Source organism: Dermacoccus abyssi, from assembly GCF_003515945.1.
GTDB lineage: Bacteria > Actinomycetota > Actinomycetes > Actinomycetales > Dermatophilaceae > Dermacoccus > Dermacoccus abyssi.
On sequence record NZ_QWLM01000001.1, the window covers coordinates 248,660 to 264,920 of the forward strand.

Below are 16,261 nucleotides of genomic sequence, written 5' to 3' on the forward strand. Positions count from 1 at the left end.
AGCGGCTCAGACATGACGAAGGGTCGTCACCGTGCGGTGACGACCCTTCGTGGATGTTTCGTGCGCGAGATCAGCGGGTCTCGCGGTGCGCCGTGTGCTTCACGCAGCGCTTGCAGAACTTCGCCAGTTCGAGACGGTCGGGGTTGTTCCGACGGTTCTTCTTGGTGATGTAGTTGCGCTCCTTGCACACGGTGCAAGCCATCGTGATCTTCGGGCGAACGTCAGCGCTCTTGGAGGCCATGTCCCACACCTGCTCTCGGAAAGTCGAAATCTGTTGTCATGAAGATTGGTAGCGGGAGCGGGACTCGATCCCGCGACCTCACGATTATGAGTCGTGCGCTCTAACCAGCTGAGCTACCCCGCCGCGCCGTGAACCTTCCGGGCGAGCCCGAAACATTCAAGCGAGCCCCCAAACGGAATCGAACCGTTGACCTTCTCCTTACCATGGAGACGCTCTGCCGACTGAGCTATAGGGGCCTCGCGCCACCGGTATCGAAGGCTCGACACGTTTTGGGCGCGAGGAAGACCTTACACGGGTGGGTAACCAAAGTGAAATCGAGATGACCTGCGGATGCGGGTGTTCTCGACCACACACGACGCCGCTTCGTGACGCCATCGCTACGACCGTGTAACACCGACCGGTACCCGGGCATTCCCGACGCTGCGCCGGGGCCACTCGGGCCACTCTGGGCCGTCGGAAGCCACTGGCGGCCGTTCGCGCACAGGATGACGGCGGGGCCTCCCCCAGAGGTGGCCCCGCCGTCTGCACCTTGTTCACCCTTGCCCTCGACGTGGCCGTCAGGCTCCACGCGAGGACACCCGGACAAACGCCTCGGGGCGCCGGGAAAGTTCCCGACGCCCCGAGGCGTTCTTTCGGCGCTTCCTTTGCGCCGCGATCCGATGCGGCTCAGGCGAGCGGACGCACCGATCCGCGCACGTGTTCCGTGCGCTTCTTCGCGTTGCGCAGGGCAAGGTCGAAACCGCCGTCGCGCGCACCCTCGGCCACGAACGACACCGTGCTCGGGATGAGCAGCGGCTTGCGGAAGCTCATCGTCGCCTCGTAGGCGTCCGGCAAGCGGTTCTCGATCGCCGCGAGCATGCGCGCCTTGCTCCACATGCCGTGCACGATCGTCGTCGGGAAACCGAGCGCCTTGGCGGCGAGCGGGTTCATGTGAATCGGGTTCACGTCGCCCGAGACCTTGGCGTAGCGACGCCCGAGGTCTGCCCCGAGGCGCCACGTGGCTCCGAAGCCCTCGACGGCGTCCGGCTCGTCCACCTTCGGCGGCACCTCGCCCTCGACCTTGCGGCCGCGAAAGAGGTACGTCGAACGCCCTTCCCACACGAGCTCGCCGCCGACGTAGACCTCACCGATGAGGTCCGCCTGCGCGCCGCGGAAGTGCGGACGCAGGTTCTCGGCACGAGCGCGCAGTTCGAGCGACTCACCGAGCAGCACCGGACGGTGCTGCGTAATGGTGTTCTCGAGGTGCACGCTGCCCATGAGCGGGAACGGGAAGGCCTCATCGGACATGAGCGCGACCTGCAGCGGGAAGACGAGCACATGTAGGTACGTGCTCGGCAGGCGGTTGCTCAAAGCGAACCCGCAGACGGCGTCGTAGTCGGCGACGTCGGTGACGCTCGGCGTCACGTCCCGGCGCACGACCTCGACGTCCGGCAGGGTCTTGCCCTTCCGGCGCCCGCCCGTGGCCACGGCCTTCGCGAACATCGGTCCGAGCTTGGGCTCGCCCTTCAGTTCGATCGTCCGAGCAGATGCCACGTCAGGCTCCGATCTGGCTCTGACCGCACACGCGCAGAACCTGGCCGGTCACACCCGCGGAACCCGGCTCGGCGAAGAAGGCGATGGCCTCGCCCACGTCGACCGGCTGGCCGCCCTGGAGCATCGAGTTGAGTCGACGACCCACCTCGCGCGTGGCGACGGGGATCTTGGACGTCATGTCGGTCTCGATGAAGCCCGGCGCGACGGCGTTGACCGTGATGTCGCGGTCGGCGAGGTGCTCCGACAGCTCACGGACGAGACCGATGACACCGGCCTTCGACGCGGCGTAGTTGGCCTGGCCACGGTTACCGCCGATGCCCGAGGTGGAGGCGACGGAGACGATGCGGCCGCCGTCCTTGAGCCCGCCCTTGGTGGCCGGGTCGAGGAGCACCTCGTTGATGCGCAGCTGCGAGGCGAGGTTGACGTCGATGACGGAACCCCAGCGGTCGGCGTCGGTGTTGACGAACAGCTTGTCGCGCGTGATGCCGGCGTTGTGGACGATGACGTCGAGCTTGTCGGCCTTGCGTGCCACCGCTTCGGCGATCTTGTGACCGGCGTCCGGCGTCGTGATGTCGAGGCCGAGCGACGTGCCGCCGATCTCGTTGGCGACCTTGCTCAGGGCGTCACCGGCGGCGGGGATGTCGACGGCGATGACGTGCGCACCGGCGCGGGCGAAGACGCGCGCGATCTGCGCACCGATACCGCGAGCGGCACCGGTGACGACGGCGACCTGACCCTCGAACGGACGGTGCCAGTCGAGCACCTCCTGGACGCCGTGCTTGCGGATGCGCACCGGCTGGCCGGAGACGTACGCCGAGCGGCTCGAGAGGAAGAAGCGCAGCGGCGCGGCGAGCACCGAGCTGTCGCCCTGAGCGTTCGGGTCGACCCAGAACAGGTTGGCCGAAGCGCCGGCACGCAGCTCCTTGCCGATCGAGCGCGTGATGCCCTCGAACGCCTGAGCGGTGGCGGCGGCCTCGACGTCGTCGATCTCGCTCGGCGTCGTCGCGAGGACGATGACGCGAGCCGAACGACCGAGCGCCTTGACGGCGGGCACGGCGATGGCGCGGAACGCCTCGAGGTCGGCGAGCGTCTTGGCGTCCGTCACGTCGATGACGAGGGCGCCCAGCTTGTCGCCGTAGGAGGCGTCGGGCGTGGCCTCGACGACCGTGGCGTCGGACGAGCGGATGATCGCGGCGGCGTTGGCAGCAGCGACACCGGCGCCGACGACACCGACGGCGGCGGGACCGTCGAGGAGAGCCTGGCCCACCTCGTAGCGGCGCAGCACCGGCGGCTGGGGCAGCCCCAGCTGCTTGGCGAGCTTCTTGCCGAAACCGTTGTTGACGAAGTTCGAGTAACCGTCAGCCATCACACTGCCTCCAGAATCGCGACGACGCCCTGGCCACCAGCGGCGCACACGGAGATGAGGCCGCGGCCGGAGCCCTTCTCGTGCAGCTGCTTGGCGAGCTGCGCGATGATGCGGCCACCGGTGGCCGCGAACGGGTGGCCCGCGGCGAGCGACGAGCCGTTGACGTTGAGCTTGCTGCGCTCGATCGAGCCCAGGGGCGCGTCGAGACCGAGCTTCTCCTTGCAGAACTCCGGGTCCTCCCACGCCTTGAGCGTCGCGAGGACGGTCGAGGCGAAGGCCTCGTGGATCTCGTAGAAGTCGAAGTCCTGCAGGGACAGACCGTTGCGCTCCAGCAGGCGCGGCACGGCGTAGGCGGGAGCCATGAGCAGGCCCTCGTCACCGTTGACGTAGTCCACCGCGGCGCCCTCACCGTCGACGAAGCGGGCGAGCAGCGGCAGGTTGCGCTCCTTGGCCCACTCCTCGCTGCCGAACAGAACGGCCGAGGCACCGTCGGTGAGCGGCGTCGAGTTGCCGGCGGTCATCGTGCGGTTCTCTCCCTTGCCGAAGACCGGCTTGAGCTTGGCGAGCTTCTCCGCCGTGCTGTCGGGACGGAGGTTGTTGTCCTTCGCCAGGCCCAGGAAGGGCGTGATGAGGTCGTCGAAGAAACCGCGATCGTACGCAGCGGCCATGTTCTGGTGGCTGGCGGCCGCGAGCTCGTCCTGAGCCTCGCGGGTGATGCCCCACTTCTCGGCCGTGATGGCCATGTGGTCACCCATGGTGAGGCCGGTGCGCGGCTCCTCGTTGCGCGGCTGCTCCGGGGCCAGCTGGTTCGGGCGGATCGAAGCGAGCGCCTTGAGGCGGTCACCCGTCGTCTTCGCGTAGTTGGCCTTCATCAGCGTCTTGCGCAGGCCGTCGTTGAGGGCCAGCGGGGCGTCGGACGTCGTGTCGGTGCCGCCGGTGATGGCGGAGTCGATCTGGCCGAGCTTGATCTTGTTCGACACGAGGATGGCGGCCTCGAGGCCGGTGGCGCAGGCCTGCTGAATGTCGTAGGCCGGCGTCGTCGGCGCCAGGTGGCTGCCGAGAACCGACTCGCGGGTGAGGTTGAAGTCGCGCGCGTGCTTGATGACGGCGCCCGCGACGACCTCACCGAGGCGCTCGCCGGCCAGGGAGTAGCGCGAGACGAGGCCGTCGATGGCCGCCGTCAGCATGTCCTGGTTGCTCGCCTTGAGGTAGGCAGCGCCCGAGCGTGCGAAGGGGATGCGGTTGCCGCCGATGACGTAGGCGTCACGGATCGTGGTCATTTCTCGCTCCGATGGTCGTGAGAACCCTGGTCGCCGAGCCGCGTTCGCGATTCGACGTGAGTAGAAGTGCTCATTGAAACTTACCGATACGGACAGTAGCAGGTACGCGCGGTACGCGATACCCTCTGGGACATGTCCGCCCCTTCGAGCACCTCCGACCACGGCCAGACGCCCCGCGACGGGCGCGACGTGCGCTGGGCCGCCCACCGCGTCGCCAGGCGCCGTGAGCTCGTCGACGCCACCGTGCGGGCCATCCGCACGCACGGCGCCGGCGTCGGCATGGAGGAGATCGCCGCGCAGGCGGGCACGAGCAAGACCGTCATCTACCGCCACCTCGGCGACCGACACGGGGTCTACCTCGCGGTCTGTGAATCCGTTGACGCCCGCATCCTCGCCGAGATCGAGCAGGCCACCGCCTCGTCCGGCGGCTTCGCCACGACGGCCGAGGTCAACCTCCCCCGGATCCTCGGCGCGGTCATCGACAGCTACCTGCGCCTCGTCGAACGCGACCCCGAGGTCTACCGCTTCGTCGTGCGCCGCCCCGACGTCACGCTTCCCGACGACCTGCCGGCGAGCGACCCGGTCACCGGCCTCTCCGGGCGTATTGCGGACAACCTCACCCACCTGCTCGCGCAGCTACAGCCGGACGACGCCCACACCCAGGGGCGGAATCGGGCGCTGGCCTGGGCGCTCGTCGGCATGGTCAAGGAGTCGGCCGATCGCTGGCTCGAAAACCCCGACGGCCTCACGCGTACGGACCTCGCGCGCCACCTCACAGCGTTCGCCCACACCGGCCTGGCCGGCCACGGCGAGCTCCCGACTTCCGACGGATCGGCCCCACACCCGCGCCGTCGATGACACGATCCTGACCAGACGATGCCCTTCATCCCACCCAGACCGACGCGTCACGCAACGGCGCGTCGTAGGAGGACGACATGAGCACGACCACGAACGACACCACTCCCCGTCACGAGAACCCGAACGCCGCCGAACCGCTCGGCGCACAGGCCGACGTCGACGTCCTGCGCGCCGCGCTCGACGGCCCGTGGCGCGACCTTCGCGAGCGCGTGCGCCGCGAACTGCCGGCCGACGCCATCACGGGCACCCCGGGCGAGTCGATCGACGTCCAGCGCGAGCGCGTCACCCGTCAGGTACTCGCCCTCGCGGACATGGGCTACGGCTCCATCGGCTTCCCCACCGAGCACGGCGGCACCCTCGACTACGGCGCCTCCTGCGTCGCGTTCGAGATGCAAGCCTTCGGCGACCTGTCGCTCCTCATCAAACTCGGCGTCCAGTTCGGTCTGTTCGGCGGCGCGCTCGCCCGCCTCGGCACCGAGCGTCACCTCTCGGCGTACCTGCCCGACATCATGTCGGGGCGCCTCATGGGCTGCTTCGCCATGACGGAGATCGGCCACGGTTCCAACGTCGCAGAGGTCGAGACGACCGCGACGTACGACGTCGAGACCGACGAGATCGTCATTCACTCCCCCACCGTCTCCGCGACGAAGACCTACATCGGCAACGCCGCGAAGGACGGCAAGGCGGCCGTGGTCTTCGCCCAGCTCGTCGTGCCGCAGGTCGGCGACGTCCCGGACGGCGAGGAGGAGAGCGGCGAGCACGGCGTGCACGCCCTGTTCGTGCGCATCCGCGACGACGAGGGCAACCCGATGCCCGGCGTCACGATCGGCGACAACGGCGCCAAGGGCGGCCTGCCCGGCGTCGACAACGGCACCATCGCGTTCGACCACGTCCGCGTGCCGCGCGAGAACCTGCTCGACAAGTTCGGCGGCATCGACGAGACCGGCGCCTACGTCTCCGAGATCGACAACGTCAACCGACGCTTCTTCACGATGCTCGGCACCCTCGTGCGCGGCCGCGTCTGCGTCGGTGGCGGCTCGGGTTCCGCGGCGCAGAAGGCGCTGGCCATCGCCATCCGCTACGGCGACCAGCGCCGTCAGTTCGCCGCTCCGGGTGAGGAGCAGGAGATCGTCGTCCTCGACTACCTCGCGCACCAGCGCAAGCTGCTGCCGCGCCTGGCGAAGTCGTACGCGCTGCGGTTCGCGCAGAACGCCATGACCTCGCGCCTGCAGGAGCTCGAGGACGCGGCCAAATCCGCCGAGGGCGGCACGCCCGGCCCCGACCACGAGGACGCCCAGCGCGAACTCGAGTCGTGGGTGGCCGGCATGAAGGCGCAGACGACCTGGCACGCGCTCGACACCATCCAGGCCTGCCGCGAGGCCTGCGGTGGCGCCGGGTACATGGCCGTCAACGGCCTGACGCAGATGCGCGCGGACGTCGACGTCTTCGCCACCTTCGAGGGCGACAACACCGTGCTCATGCAGCTCGTCGCCAAGGGTCTGCTCACCGAGTACCGCGACAGCTGGGGCGACCTCGACATCGCCGGCATGATCGCCCGCGTGGCCTCCCAGACCGTCGAGGGTCTCGTGGAGAACACGCTCAAGCGCGCCGGCCTGCAGAAGCTCATCGACGGCGCCACGCCGCGCAACGACGAGACCGCTCTCGACTCGCGCGGCTGGCAGGAATCGATGTTCTCCGAGCGCGCGAGCCACCTGCTCGAGACCGCGGCGATGCGTCTGCGCAAGGCCGGCAAGGACAACGGCTTCGAGGTGTTCAACAACGCCCAGGACCACATCCTCGCCGCCGCGAAGGCCGACATCGACCTGCGCGTCTTCGAGGCCTTCCAGGACGGCCTCGAGGCGATGGAGGACGGCCCGGCCCGCGACCTCATGGCGAAGGTCTTCGACCTCTACGCCCTGTCGTCGATCGAGGAGGACAAGGGCTGGTTCTTGGAGCACGGCCGCCTCTCGGTGGCGCGCTCCAAGGCCGTCACGACGCGCATCAACTCGCTGTGCGGCGAGCTGCGCCCGCGCGCCGTCATGCTGACGGAGGCGTTCGGCATCCCCGAGGGCTGGCTCGAGAACGACCTCATCGACCTCGGCCAGGACCGCGCCGGCGTCACCCGCTGACACGAAATCCTCGCACCACCTCAGACGGCGGCCCGGCTCAACGTAGCTGGGCCGCCGTCGGTGTCCGTCAGCGCTCGCTACGTCACGGCGATCGGGCCTGCAGCGAGCGCCGTTAGGGTCGGATCATGCAGACGATCCAGCACATCGCCCTGGCCGACGAGTGGGACGAGGCGCAGCGTGAGCACACCTACGCGACGTCGACGCTCGGCATGAGCATCGACGCCGTGGGCTACCTGCACGCGAGCTTTCCCGAGCAGGTCCGCCCGACCCTCGAGCGCTTCTACTCCGACGTCGACGCGCCGCTCGTCCTGCTCACGCTCGACCCGGAGGCCTTGGCCGAGGCGGGCCTCGAGGTGCGCGTCGAACCGGCGGCGCCCGACGACCCCGAGAGTGAGCGCTTCCCGCACGTGTACGGCGGCGTGCTGCCCGTCAACGCTGTCAGCTCTGTCGAGTCGCTCGAGTTGCCCGGCACGCAGGCGTGAACAGCAGCAAGGACAAGACGAAGGCCCCGCAGCTGATGCTGCGGGGCCTTCGTGCACTGGGGTGCCAGGTGAAGGATTCGAACCTTCGAAGCTTTCGCGACGGATTTACAGTCCGCTCCCATTGGCCGCTCGGGCAACCTGGCTCGCGTGCTCGGAAACCATAGCAAAGAGGCGGGAGGCTGGGCGAATCGGCTCGTTCGTCCCACCCGCGCGGCGCCACCTTCGCCGACCGCCTCCCCTAACCGGCATGTCGGGCTCTATCGTGGCGCTGGAGAAAGCACTCACCGGCGACCCGAGGAGACACCGTGGCAGACAGCTCGTTCGACATCGTCAGCAAGATCGACAAGCAGGAGGTCGCGAACGCCGTCAACCAGGCGGCCAAGGAGATCTCGTCGCGCTACGACTTCAAGAACGTCGGCGCCTCCGTCGAGCTGTCCGGCGACTCCATCGTCATGAAGGCCAACTCCGAGGAGCGAACCCTCGCCGTCCTGGACGTGCTGCAGACGAAGCTCGTCAAGCGCGGTGTCTCGCTCAAGACGCTCGACTACGGCAGCGACGAGCCGACGCCGAAGCTCTCCGGCAAGGAGTACCGACTCGAGGCCGCTCTCAAGGAGGGCATCTCGTCGGAGAACGCCAAGAAGATCAGCAAGCTCATCCGTGACGAGGGCCCCAAGACGGTCAAGGCACGTATCGAGGGCGACGAACTGCGCGTCACGAGCAAGAGCCGTGACGACCTGCAGGCCGTGCAGCAGCTCCTTCGCGGCGCCGACCTCGACGTGGCCCTGCAGTTCACGAACTACCGCTGACCCGGCCATGACCTCCCTCCGCGAGTCCCACGCGCTACGGACGTGGGCACTCGTGCTCGTTCTCGTCGTTCTCGCCGCGGCCGGTGGCGAACGCCTCGTCGACACGCTGGCCGACGACGAGGAAACGGTCGCCTGGGCACACGGAGCACGCCTGGCCTCGTCCGCCGTGACACTCGTCGTCTCACTCGTCGCGCTCGCGCTCATGGGGCGTGGACACCATCGTCGGATGGCCACGTTGCGCCCTGCCGCGCCCACCCCGACGAAGCTGTTGGGTTCCGCCCGGGACGAGGAGGACGAGGAGGAGCAGGCGCAGATGCTCGTCGAGACCTTCCCGCTGACGACGTGCCTGCTCGTGCTCGCCCTGGCGGTGGCGGTGTTCGTCGCGACCTACCCGGAGGAGCCCGCGTTCGTGCGGGTTCTTGCCTCGACAGGAGCCCTCATCACGTTCCTGTGGCTCCTCGGGGCCGTCGCCTCCCGCGTGCGCGCGGGACGGGCGCTACGCAGCTGAGAGCCGCCGGTCAGTGCAGTGGGTTGGGCAGGAGGAGTTCGGTGTTGCGGTCGGCCGGGGTGCCCAGCCCCTCGCGCTCGGCGTTGATGTCGTTGTACGACAGTTCGCGGTAGAGGGATGCCAGCGCAGCCTGAGAGCCGTCGGAGTAGGAGGCCTGGTACGGAGCCGCCGACTCGACGAGCGTCGTGAAGAGGCTCAGCGTGCCGTCGGCGTTGTCGCAGACCTCGATGATGCGGGCGAGCTGGGGGAAGTCGACGTGGCTGGCCGTGTTGATCTCCCAGAAGCTGCGCTCGGGATCGCGGTGACGGCGCGCGGTGATGCTGTTGACGTGAGTGTGGCCGTTGACCCAGGCGAGGACGTTCGGGAAGCGCTTCAGGGTGTTGACGACTTCGAGGCCACCGTGGCGGATCTCGGGCTGGCCCGGGTCGAGGAGCAGGTTGTTCATCGACTCGCTCGTGTGGTGGCTGAACAGGACGAACAACTCGTCGTCGACCTGACGCTTCTGCTCGGCGCCCCAGACATCGAAGAACCGGCTGCTGCCGGCCTCCAGACGGCGCTGCAGCCAGCGGAACTGCTCGTCACCGAGGCTGCCCTCGGTCCAGCCCGCGCGGTTCGTCGAATCCATGGCGATGCCGGTGACGCCGTCGGCGATGCGGAACGCGTAGTAGCCACGGCCCGTGGCGACGTTCTCCTCGGTGAAGCCGTGTCCTCCGCTCGGCAGGTGCGCCTTCATGTACTCGACGGGTGTGAACGGCGCGCGACGGGCGTCCGGCGTCACGCTGCGCGTCGTCATCGATGATGTCTGCGGCAGGGTGCGCGAGGCGCCGGTGTAGGCACGACGTAGCTGCGTGTTCGAGGTTGACGTCTTGAACCCCATGAACTTCTTGTCGCTCGTGTAGAGCTTCGCGACGGCCGCCCAGTCGCTCGGCAGCACCCCGCTCATCGAGTCGTCGTGGTTACCGAAGACGCTGAACCACGGCGTCTTGAGGCCGTGGCTGCGGTGCGGCGCAACGGCGCGGGCGAAGAATCCGGGCACCGTCGGGAAGCCGGCCTCCTTGTACCGGTCGCGCACGGCGTCGTCGCTCACGTTGTAGAACTGCTCGTCACCGCCGGTGGCGACGCCCTCCCACTCGGTGGCGGCACCGGTGTTCTGCCGAATCGTTCCACCGTTCATCACGGCGAGGAACCAGTCGAGTTCGACCGACTCGTGGTTGTCGGTGTTGTCGCCGGTGGAGACGACGCAGTCGAAGACGCGCCCGGAGAAGGGCCCCTTCGCCAGATCGTTGATGCGTTTGACGAGCTGCGCCCCACCGTGCGAGCCGAGCGGCTCCTGCGGGCGGAACGCGCTGCCGTTGACCGTGCTCAACCACTCGAAGCGCACCGGGCTCTGGGCGTCGATCATGTGCAGGTCGGTGAACTGAACGATGCTCGCCAGCGCCTTACGGGTGTCGTCGCGGTTCGGCTTGGCTGCGACCAACTCGTCGCGCACGACGAGTGCCCAACCCGGCCCGGCGTTGAGGCGCGCGTAACCCGACGAGGCCTTCGGCGTCGCGACGTTCGCCAGCGTCGTGCCCTTGGTGAACACGCTTCGCGACGCCGCGTAGGCAACCTGGCGATCGGTGGCGACGCCGGCGAAGGCGAGGGCGGCGAGGGAGCCTGAGGCACCCTTGAGGACACTGCGGCGGGAGATGTCGGACACGGGGAGACCTCTTCTCGGGCTGGGCGATCGTCCGAACATCGTGCCCGGCCGCCTCTACTCCCCAGTAACCCGCAACTGAACATCGAATGAACGGCCCCTCGGGAGCGTTTCGTGAGGCCCCGCGGCTTACGCCTGCGTAGGGAAGCGGGGTGGGAGGCGCCGCCATCGTCGGCGTCGTAGCATGGCTGGAGCTACCCATCAGTATCGAAAGGCTGCGACCATGCCCCGCAACATTTACGACGAAGACCACGAGGCGTTCCGCTCCTCCGCCCGCGAGTTCGTCGAGCGCACGCTCGCGCCGCGCGCCGAAGAGATGATCCGCGACCACGTCATCGCGCGCGACATCTGGGAAGAGGCCGGCAAGCAGGGCTTCTTCGGCCTGTGCATCCCGGAGGAGTACGGCGGCGCCGGCATCGACGACTACCGCTTCAACGCCATCTTCGCCGAGGAGATCAGCAAGTTCACCGCCGCCGTTGCGTCGTGCTTCGGCATCCACTCGGATGTCACCGCGCCGTACATCGTCAGCCTCGGCACCGAGGAGCAGAAGCAGAAGTACCTGCCGCGCGTCGCGACGGGTGAGCTGATCCTGGCGATCGGCATGACGGAGCCGTCGGGCGGTTCGGACCTCGCCAACCTGAAGTCGACGGCCGTCAAGGCTGACGACGGTTCGGGCGACTGGATCCTCAACGGCTCGAAGACGTTCATCACGAACGGCCACCAGTGCGACGTCGCCGTCGTCGCGGCACGCACGGACCCGAGCAAGGGCGCGAAGGGCATCTCGCTGTTCCTCGTCGAGGCCGGCACCGAGGGCTTCACGAAGGGCAACAAGCTCGACAAGGTCGGCCAGGTCGAGTCGGACACCTCCGAGCTGTTCTTCGACAACGTGCGCCTGCCCGCCGACGCGCTGCTCGGCCCGCAGGACCTCGGCTTCATCGCGATGATGAAGCACCTGCCGCAGGAGCGCATCGGCAACGCCATCGCGAACATCGCGAACGCGAAGCAGATCCTCGCCGAGACGATCCAGTACTCGAAGGACCGCAAGGCGTTCGGTCAGCCGATCGGTTCGTTCCAGCACAACACGTTCAAGATCGCCGAGATGGTGACGAAGATCGAGGTCTCCGAGGCGTACATCGACGACTGCGTCGCCGCGCACGCCGAGGGCAAGCTGTCGGCCGTCGATGCCGCGAAGGCGAAGTGGTGGGCCGCGCAGATCCAGTGCGAGGTGCTCGACGAGTGCGTCCAGCTGCACGGCGGCTACGGCTACATGAACGAGTACCGCGTGGCGCGCGCCTGGCGTGACGCGCGCGTGCACAAGATCTGGGCCGGGTCGAACGAGATCATGAAGATGATCATTGGGCGTGACCTCGGCTTGTGACGAGCGGATACCGGAGGTCGAGGGCCGGGCGAGCGCATGCTCGCCCGGCCCTCGACCGTAGGTAGACGCGACAGAACAAGCCCGAAGACGCAGGCTCTGACGAGAGCGCAGTGAAGGTTGAGGCCGTGCAGAGCGAATGCGAGGTGCGGCCTCAACCTTCACCCCTGCGACATCTCACAAGGTGGGGAGTTCTCCTGCCGATCGCCCCGCCATCGACTGCGTGACGCCCAGCGTTGGGAGTTTTGCAGCGAACGGCACCGCCGGCTTCAGGCGAAGGCCTCGGCGGTCGTCGTCACCGAGCCGACGGCGTCGGGCTGCTTCGTCCACGCGGCTTGGGCGTTGAGAACTCGGATGGCTTCGTCCGGGCCGTGGGGCAAGCCGTGTTCGCGCATGTCGCGGGTGGTGTGCGCGTCCGCCACGTGCGTGATGTCGCACCCGCGGTGGATGCCGCCGTAGAACACCCCCAGGCCTTGTGCACGACCGGCTGCTCGTCGCCGGTTCCAACTCGAGAACGATGCGCCACCCGTCACTCCCTTCGGGCAGCCCCTGATCCGAGTGCTGCACCCAGATGGCGGGGATGTCGGCGCGGCGCGCGTTCGTGACGAGGGTGGCGACCGCGGTGACGACGGCCTCGGCGTTGACGGATTCGGCCATGACGTCGTTCTGGACGTCGACGCCGAGAAGTGCTGTTTCGCTCGTGGTCTGACGATAGGGCGTGCCACCGACAACGGGGTGGCATGGTTCACCCGCCGAATTCCTATTGAGCATTGCTCAACACGGGCAGCCAAAGCATGATGGGATGTGATCCAGAGCACGTCGATAGCCGTCATCACGTCCGAGGAGCCCCTCATGACCGATCTGCCTCTCGTCTCCACCACCCTCTCCCTCGCGTCCGTCCTGGCCGAGCCGGCGTGGCGCACGCCGGAGACCGTCGCTCTCGTACAGGGCCCGCGGCGCCTGACCTACGCGGAGACGTGGAACGAGGCGCGCAAGGTGGCCGCCGCACTCGTCGAGGACGGCGTGGAGCCCGGTGATCGGGTCGCACTGCTCGCTCCCAACGTCGTCGAGTTCGTCACGTCCTACTACGGCATCCTCGCCGCCGGTGGTGTCGTCGTGCCGGTACCGACGCTGCTGCAGGGTCGCGAAGCGGCGTTCCTCATCGCCACTGCGGGCGCCTCGCGCCTGCTCTACCACCCCGCTGTCGCGAGCACCGCGAATCAGGGTGCCGAACTCGCCGGGGTGCCGCTGCACGACATCACGACGTACGGTGCCGCCACCGAGCCACTCGCCTCGTTCGTCACGCGCGAGCCGATGGATCCGGCCGTCATCTTCTTCACGAGCGGCACCACGGGCAAGCCCAAGGGCGCCGTCCTCACTCACCTCAACCTCGTGATGAACGCCACCGTCAGCGCCTTCGACGGCAACGGAGTCGCGGACGACGCCGTCATCCTCGGCTGCCTGCCGCTGTTCCACATCTTCGGCCAGTCTGTGTCGCTCAACGCCGGCTTCCGACGCTCCTCGACCCTCGTGCTCCAGCCCCGCTTCGAGCCCCGTGAGGCGATCGACCTCATGAACGCCGAGGGCGTGACGATGATCTGCGCCGTGCCGACGATGTACATCCAGCTCCTCGCGGCGGTCGCGGAGAACCCCGATCTGAATGTGCCCCATCTCGATGACGCCATCAGCGGCGGCGCCTCTCTGCCCGTGGCCGTCCTCGAGAGGTTCGAGAAGACGTTCTCGACCCGCATCCACGAGGGCTATGGCCTGTCCGAGACGTCCCCGTCGATCACCTCCAACCAGGAGCGCTTCGGTGTCGTCCCCGGCAGCGTCGGGCATCCGCTCTGGGGCGTCGACGTCGATATCGCCGACCTCACCGTGCCGGAGCGCATCAGCCTCGTCGGGCCGGGCGAGCGCGGCGAGGTGGTCGTGCGCGGCCACGCCGTCTTCGCCGGCTACTGGAACAACGCGGAGGCGAGCGCCGAAGCGCTCACCGACGGCTGGTTCCGCACCGGAGACATCGGTATCAAGGACGCGACGGGGCGCACCACGATCGTCGACCGCACAAAGGATCTCGTCATCCGCGGCGGGTACAACGTCTATCCGCGCGAGGTGGAAGAGGCGCTCATGCGCTACGACGGCGTTGCCCAGGTGGCCGTCATCGGTGTCCCCCACGAGGAGTACGGCGAGGAGATCATGGCCGTGGTCGTGCCCACCGAGGCCGGCGCCGTCGACGCCGACGCCCTCGTCGAGTGGTCGCGTGACGAGCTGGGTAAGCACAAGTACCCGCGTCGCGTGCAGATCGTGGAGCAACTGCCGCTCGGGCCGAGCATGAAGGTGCTCAAGCGCGAACTGCGTACCCAGTACAGTGACAACGCATAGGCTTGTTGAGCATCGCTCAATAAGCGCGCACACCCCAGGAAAGGAACGTCACACATGACGGCACGATTCACCGACCAGGTCGCCATCGTCACCGGCGCGAGCCGCGGCATCGGGCTGGCCATCGCGCAGCGCCTCGTCGACGAAGGCGCGAAGGTCATCATCACGGCCCGTGGCCAGGAGGCGCTCGACGCGGCCGTGGAACAACTCGGTGACAACGCCCGCGCCGTCGCCGGCAAGGCCCAGGACAAGGAACACCAGCAGGCCGTCGTCGACCTCGCTCTGTCGACCTGGGGCCGTCTCGATGTCCTCGTCAACAACACCGGCATCAACCCCGTCTACGGCGGCCTCATGGACCTGGACGACGACGCGGCCCGCAAGATCGCCGAGGTCAACCTGCTCGCCACCCTCTCGTGGACGCGCACCGCGTGGAACAGCTGGATGAAGGACAACGGCGGCGCCGTGGTCAACCTCGCCAGCATCGCCGGCCTGCGCACGGCCCCCGGCATCGCCTACTACGGCGTGACGAAGGCCGGCCTCATCCACCTCACCGAGGAGCTGGCCGTCGAGCTCGGCCCCACGGTGCGCGTCAACGCCGTGGCCCCCGCCGTCGTCAAGACCGACTTCGCCAAGGCCCTCTACGAGGGCCGTGAGGACGAGGTCGCCAAGCCGTACCCGCTCAAGCGCCTCGGCCGCCCCGAGGACATCGCCGGCCCCGTCGCCTTCCTCGCCTCCGAGGATGCGGCCTGGGTGACGGGCCAGACGCTGCCGATCGACGGTGGCATCACGCTCACCGGCGGCTTCTGAGCATCCCCAAACCCTCGAACTCCCGACGAAAGGACATCCCCATGACCCAGCGAACCGCCATCGTCACCGGTGCCGCGCGCGGCATCGGCGCGGCCGTCGCCCAGCGTCTCGCCTCCGACGGCTTGCAGGTTGCCGTCATCGACCTCGACGAGAGCGCGTGCGCCTCGACGGTCGAGGCCATCACGTCCGCTGGCGGCAAGACCATCGCCGTCGGCGCCGACGTCTCCGACGAGGAGAGCGTCAAGAAGGCCGTCCAGCGCGTCGCCGACGAACTGGGCGCCCCCACCGTCCTCATCAACAACGCGGGCATCCTGCGCGACAACCTGCTGTTCAAGATGAGCGTCGACGACTGGGACATGGTCATGGGCGTTCACCTGCGCGGCAGCTTCCTCATGGCCCGCGAGACCCAGTCGCACATGACGAAGGAGGGCTTCGGCCGCATCGTCAACCTCTCGTCGAGCTCCGCGCTCGGCAACCGCGGCCAAGCCAACTACTCGGCCGCCAAGGCCGGTCTGCAGGGCTTCACGAAGACCCTCGCGATCGAACTGGGCAAGTTCGGCGTCACGTGCAACGCGATCGCCCCGGGCTTCATCGCCACCGACATGACGGCGACCACCGCCGAGCGTGTCGGCGTGCCGTTCGACGACTTCATGAAGGGCGCGGCGGACGCCACGGCCGTCAAGAAGGTCGGCCGCCCCGACGACATCGCCAACGCGGCGTCGTTCTTCTGCGACGAGCGCTCCGGGTACGTCTCCGGCCAGGTGCTGTACGTCGCCGGCGGACCCCTGAACTGAAGGAGGA

At 68.2% G+C, this 16,261-nt stretch carries 15 protein-coding genes, 3 tRNA genes and 1 pseudogene; 9 read left to right on the forward strand and 10 right to left on the reverse strand.

The genetic code is table 11. The features are described from left to right. Window positions 1–70 precede the first annotated feature (70 nt). The 6 genes from rpmG to D1832_RS01260 form a co-directional block, all read right to left on the reverse strand. Window positions 71–241, reverse strand: a complete 171-nt coding sequence (rpmG, locus tag D1832_RS01235; RefSeq protein WP_047311061.1) for a 50S ribosomal protein L33 — start codon at window positions 239–241, stop codon at window positions 71–73. 46 nt (window positions 242–287) lie between these two features. Next, window positions 288–364 (reverse strand) — tRNA-Met (locus D1832_RS01240). Between the two features lie 40 nt (window positions 365–404). After that, window positions 405–477 (reverse strand) — tRNA-Thr (locus tag D1832_RS01245). A 430-nt stretch (window positions 478–907) separates the two neighbouring features. Further along, entirely contained in the window at window positions 908–1,774 is an 867-nt protein-coding gene (locus tag D1832_RS01250) for a MaoC/PaaZ C-terminal domain-containing protein (RefSeq protein WP_206609329.1), read from the reverse strand. A 1-nt stretch (window position 1,775) separates the two neighbouring features. After that, a complete protein-coding gene (locus D1832_RS01255) occupies window positions 1,776–3,140 on the reverse strand; it encodes a 3-oxoacyl-ACP reductase (RefSeq protein WP_182434606.1) in 1,365 nt (454 codons plus the stop codon). Beyond that, the gene (locus D1832_RS01260) at window positions 3,140–4,420 is read right to left on the reverse strand and encodes an acetyl-CoA C-acetyltransferase (protein WP_118912255.1); all 1,281 of its coding nucleotides are present in this window, start codon (window positions 4,418–4,420) and stop codon (window positions 3,140–3,142) included. The genes D1832_RS01255 and D1832_RS01260 overlap by 1 nt, the downstream gene beginning before the upstream one ends. A 132-nt stretch (window positions 4,421–4,552) precedes the next feature. Here D1832_RS01260 and D1832_RS01265 point away from each other — a divergent pair, with 132 nt between their 5' ends. The 3 genes from D1832_RS01265 to D1832_RS01275 all read left to right on the forward strand — a co-directional run bounded on the left by D1832_RS01265 (window position 4,553) and on the right by D1832_RS01275 (window position 7,889). Continuing rightward, the gene (locus tag D1832_RS01265; protein ID WP_118912256.1) at window positions 4,553–5,278 is read left to right on the forward strand and encodes a TetR/AcrR family transcriptional regulator; all 726 of its coding nucleotides are present in this window, start codon (window positions 4,553–4,555) and stop codon (window positions 5,276–5,278) included. Window positions 5,279–5,355: 77 nt separating this feature from the next. Then, window positions 5,356–7,407, forward strand: a complete 2,052-nt coding sequence (locus D1832_RS01270) for an acyl-CoA dehydrogenase family protein (protein WP_118912257.1) — start codon at window positions 5,356–5,358, stop codon at window positions 7,405–7,407. A gap of 125 nt (window positions 7,408–7,532) precedes the next feature. Further along, window positions 7,533–7,889 carry a DUF952 domain-containing protein gene (locus D1832_RS01275; RefSeq protein WP_118912258.1) on the forward strand — a complete coding sequence of 119 codons (357 nt, stop codon included), beginning with the start codon at window positions 7,533–7,535 and terminating at the stop codon, window positions 7,887–7,889. Between the two features lie 62 nt (window positions 7,890–7,951). Here the strand turns inward: D1832_RS01275 and D1832_RS01280 are convergent. Continuing rightward, window positions 7,952–8,032, reverse strand: a tRNA-Tyr gene (locus D1832_RS01280). A 162-nt stretch (window positions 8,033–8,194) separates the two neighbouring features. Here D1832_RS01280 and D1832_RS01285 point away from each other — a divergent pair. Together D1832_RS01285 and D1832_RS01290 are read left to right on the forward strand one after the other, a co-directional pair. Then, window positions 8,195–8,695: a YajQ family cyclic di-GMP-binding protein gene (locus D1832_RS01285; protein WP_118912259.1), complete on the forward strand. Its 501-nt coding sequence runs from the start codon at window positions 8,195–8,197 to the stop codon at window positions 8,693–8,695. Between the two features lie 7 nt (window positions 8,696–8,702). Next, entirely contained in the window at window positions 8,703–9,203 is a 501-nt protein-coding gene (locus tag D1832_RS01290; protein ID WP_118912260.1) for a hypothetical protein, read from the forward strand. Window positions 9,204–9,213: 10 nt separating this feature from the next. Here the strand turns inward: D1832_RS01290 and D1832_RS01295 are convergent, their stop codons facing one another. Continuing rightward, window positions 9,214–10,902 carry a TIGR03767 family metallophosphoesterase gene (locus tag D1832_RS01295; protein WP_118912261.1) on the reverse strand — a complete coding sequence of 563 codons (1,689 nt, stop codon included), beginning with the start codon at window positions 10,900–10,902 and terminating at the stop codon, window positions 9,214–9,216. 220 nt (window positions 10,903–11,122) lie between these two features. On the opposite strand from D1832_RS01295, the gene D1832_RS01300 reads away from it, so the two are divergent. After that, on the forward strand, window positions 11,123–12,277 hold the full coding sequence (locus D1832_RS01300) for an acyl-CoA dehydrogenase family protein (RefSeq protein WP_118912262.1): 1,155 nt from the start codon (window positions 11,123–11,125) through the stop codon (window positions 12,275–12,277). A gap of 266 nt (window positions 12,278–12,543) precedes the next feature. On the opposite strand, the gene D1832_RS15655 is transcribed toward D1832_RS01300, so the two are convergent. Then, window positions 12,544–12,738, reverse strand: coding sequence for a hypothetical protein (locus tag D1832_RS15655; RefSeq protein ID WP_241510798.1), 195 nt, complete (start codon window positions 12,736–12,738; stop codon window positions 12,544–12,546). Window positions 12,739–12,778: 40 nt separating this feature from the next. After that, window positions 12,779–13,045, reverse strand: a pseudogene (locus tag D1832_RS16160) (isochorismatase family protein); the annotation flags it as partial. Window positions 13,046–13,126: 81 nt separating this feature from the next. Between D1832_RS16160 and D1832_RS01310 the strand changes: the two are divergent. Genes D1832_RS01310 through D1832_RS01320 form a run of 3 tightly spaced genes read left to right on the forward strand, consistent with a single transcriptional unit; the run spans window position 13,127 to window position 16,254 of the window. Then, window positions 13,127–14,656: an AMP-binding protein gene (locus D1832_RS01310; RefSeq protein WP_118912334.1), complete on the forward strand. Its 1,530-nt coding sequence runs from the start codon at window positions 13,127–13,129 to the stop codon at window positions 14,654–14,656. 54 nt (window positions 14,657–14,710) lie between these two features. Further along, window positions 14,711–15,460 (forward strand): SDR family oxidoreductase, encoded by a 750-nt coding sequence (locus D1832_RS01315; RefSeq protein ID WP_118912264.1) that lies wholly within the window; start codon window positions 14,711–14,713, stop codon window positions 15,458–15,460. A gap of 41 nt (window positions 15,461–15,501) precedes the next feature. Beyond that, a complete protein-coding gene (locus D1832_RS01320; RefSeq protein ID WP_241510799.1) occupies window positions 15,502–16,254 on the forward strand; it encodes an SDR family oxidoreductase in 753 nt (250 codons plus the stop codon). Window positions 16,255–16,261: the final 7 nt, after the last annotated feature.

Bases quoted from the DNA above. Each gene is read 5' to 3' on its own strand.
- rpmG (WP_047311061.1), bottom strand. From the start codon at position 241: ATGGCCTCCAAGAGCGCTGACGTTCGCCCGAAGATCACGATGGCTTGC.
- D1832_RS01300 (WP_118912262.1), top strand. From the start codon at position 11,123: ATGCCCCGCAACATTTACGACGAAGACCACGAGGCGTTCCGCTCCTCC.
- D1832_RS01265 (WP_118912256.1), top strand. From the start codon at position 4,553: ATGTCCGCCCCTTCGAGCACCTCCGACCACGGCCAGACGCCCCGCGAC.
- D1832_RS01290 (WP_118912260.1), top strand. From the start codon at position 8,703: ATGACCTCCCTCCGCGAGTCCCACGCGCTACGGACGTGGGCACTCGTG.
- D1832_RS01255 (WP_182434606.1), bottom strand. From the start codon at position 3,140: ATGGCTGACGGTTACTCGAACTTCGTCAACAACGGTTTCGGCAAGAAG.
- D1832_RS01315 (WP_118912264.1), top strand. From the start codon at position 14,711: ATGACGGCACGATTCACCGACCAGGTCGCCATCGTCACCGGCGCGAGC.
- D1832_RS01260 (WP_118912255.1), bottom strand. From the start codon at position 4,420: ATGACCACGATCCGTGACGCCTACGTCATCGGCGGCAACCGCATCCCC.
- D1832_RS01310 (WP_118912334.1), top strand. From the start codon at position 13,127: ATGACCGATCTGCCTCTCGTCTCCACCACCCTCTCCCTCGCGTCCGTC.
- D1832_RS01270 (WP_118912257.1), top strand. From the start codon at position 5,356: ATGAGCACGACCACGAACGACACCACTCCCCGTCACGAGAACCCGAAC.
- D1832_RS01320 (WP_241510799.1), top strand. From the start codon at position 15,502: ATGACCCAGCGAACCGCCATCGTCACCGGTGCCGCGCGCGGCATCGGC.
- D1832_RS01275 (WP_118912258.1), top strand. From the start codon at position 7,533: ATGCAGACGATCCAGCACATCGCCCTGGCCGACGAGTGGGACGAGGCG.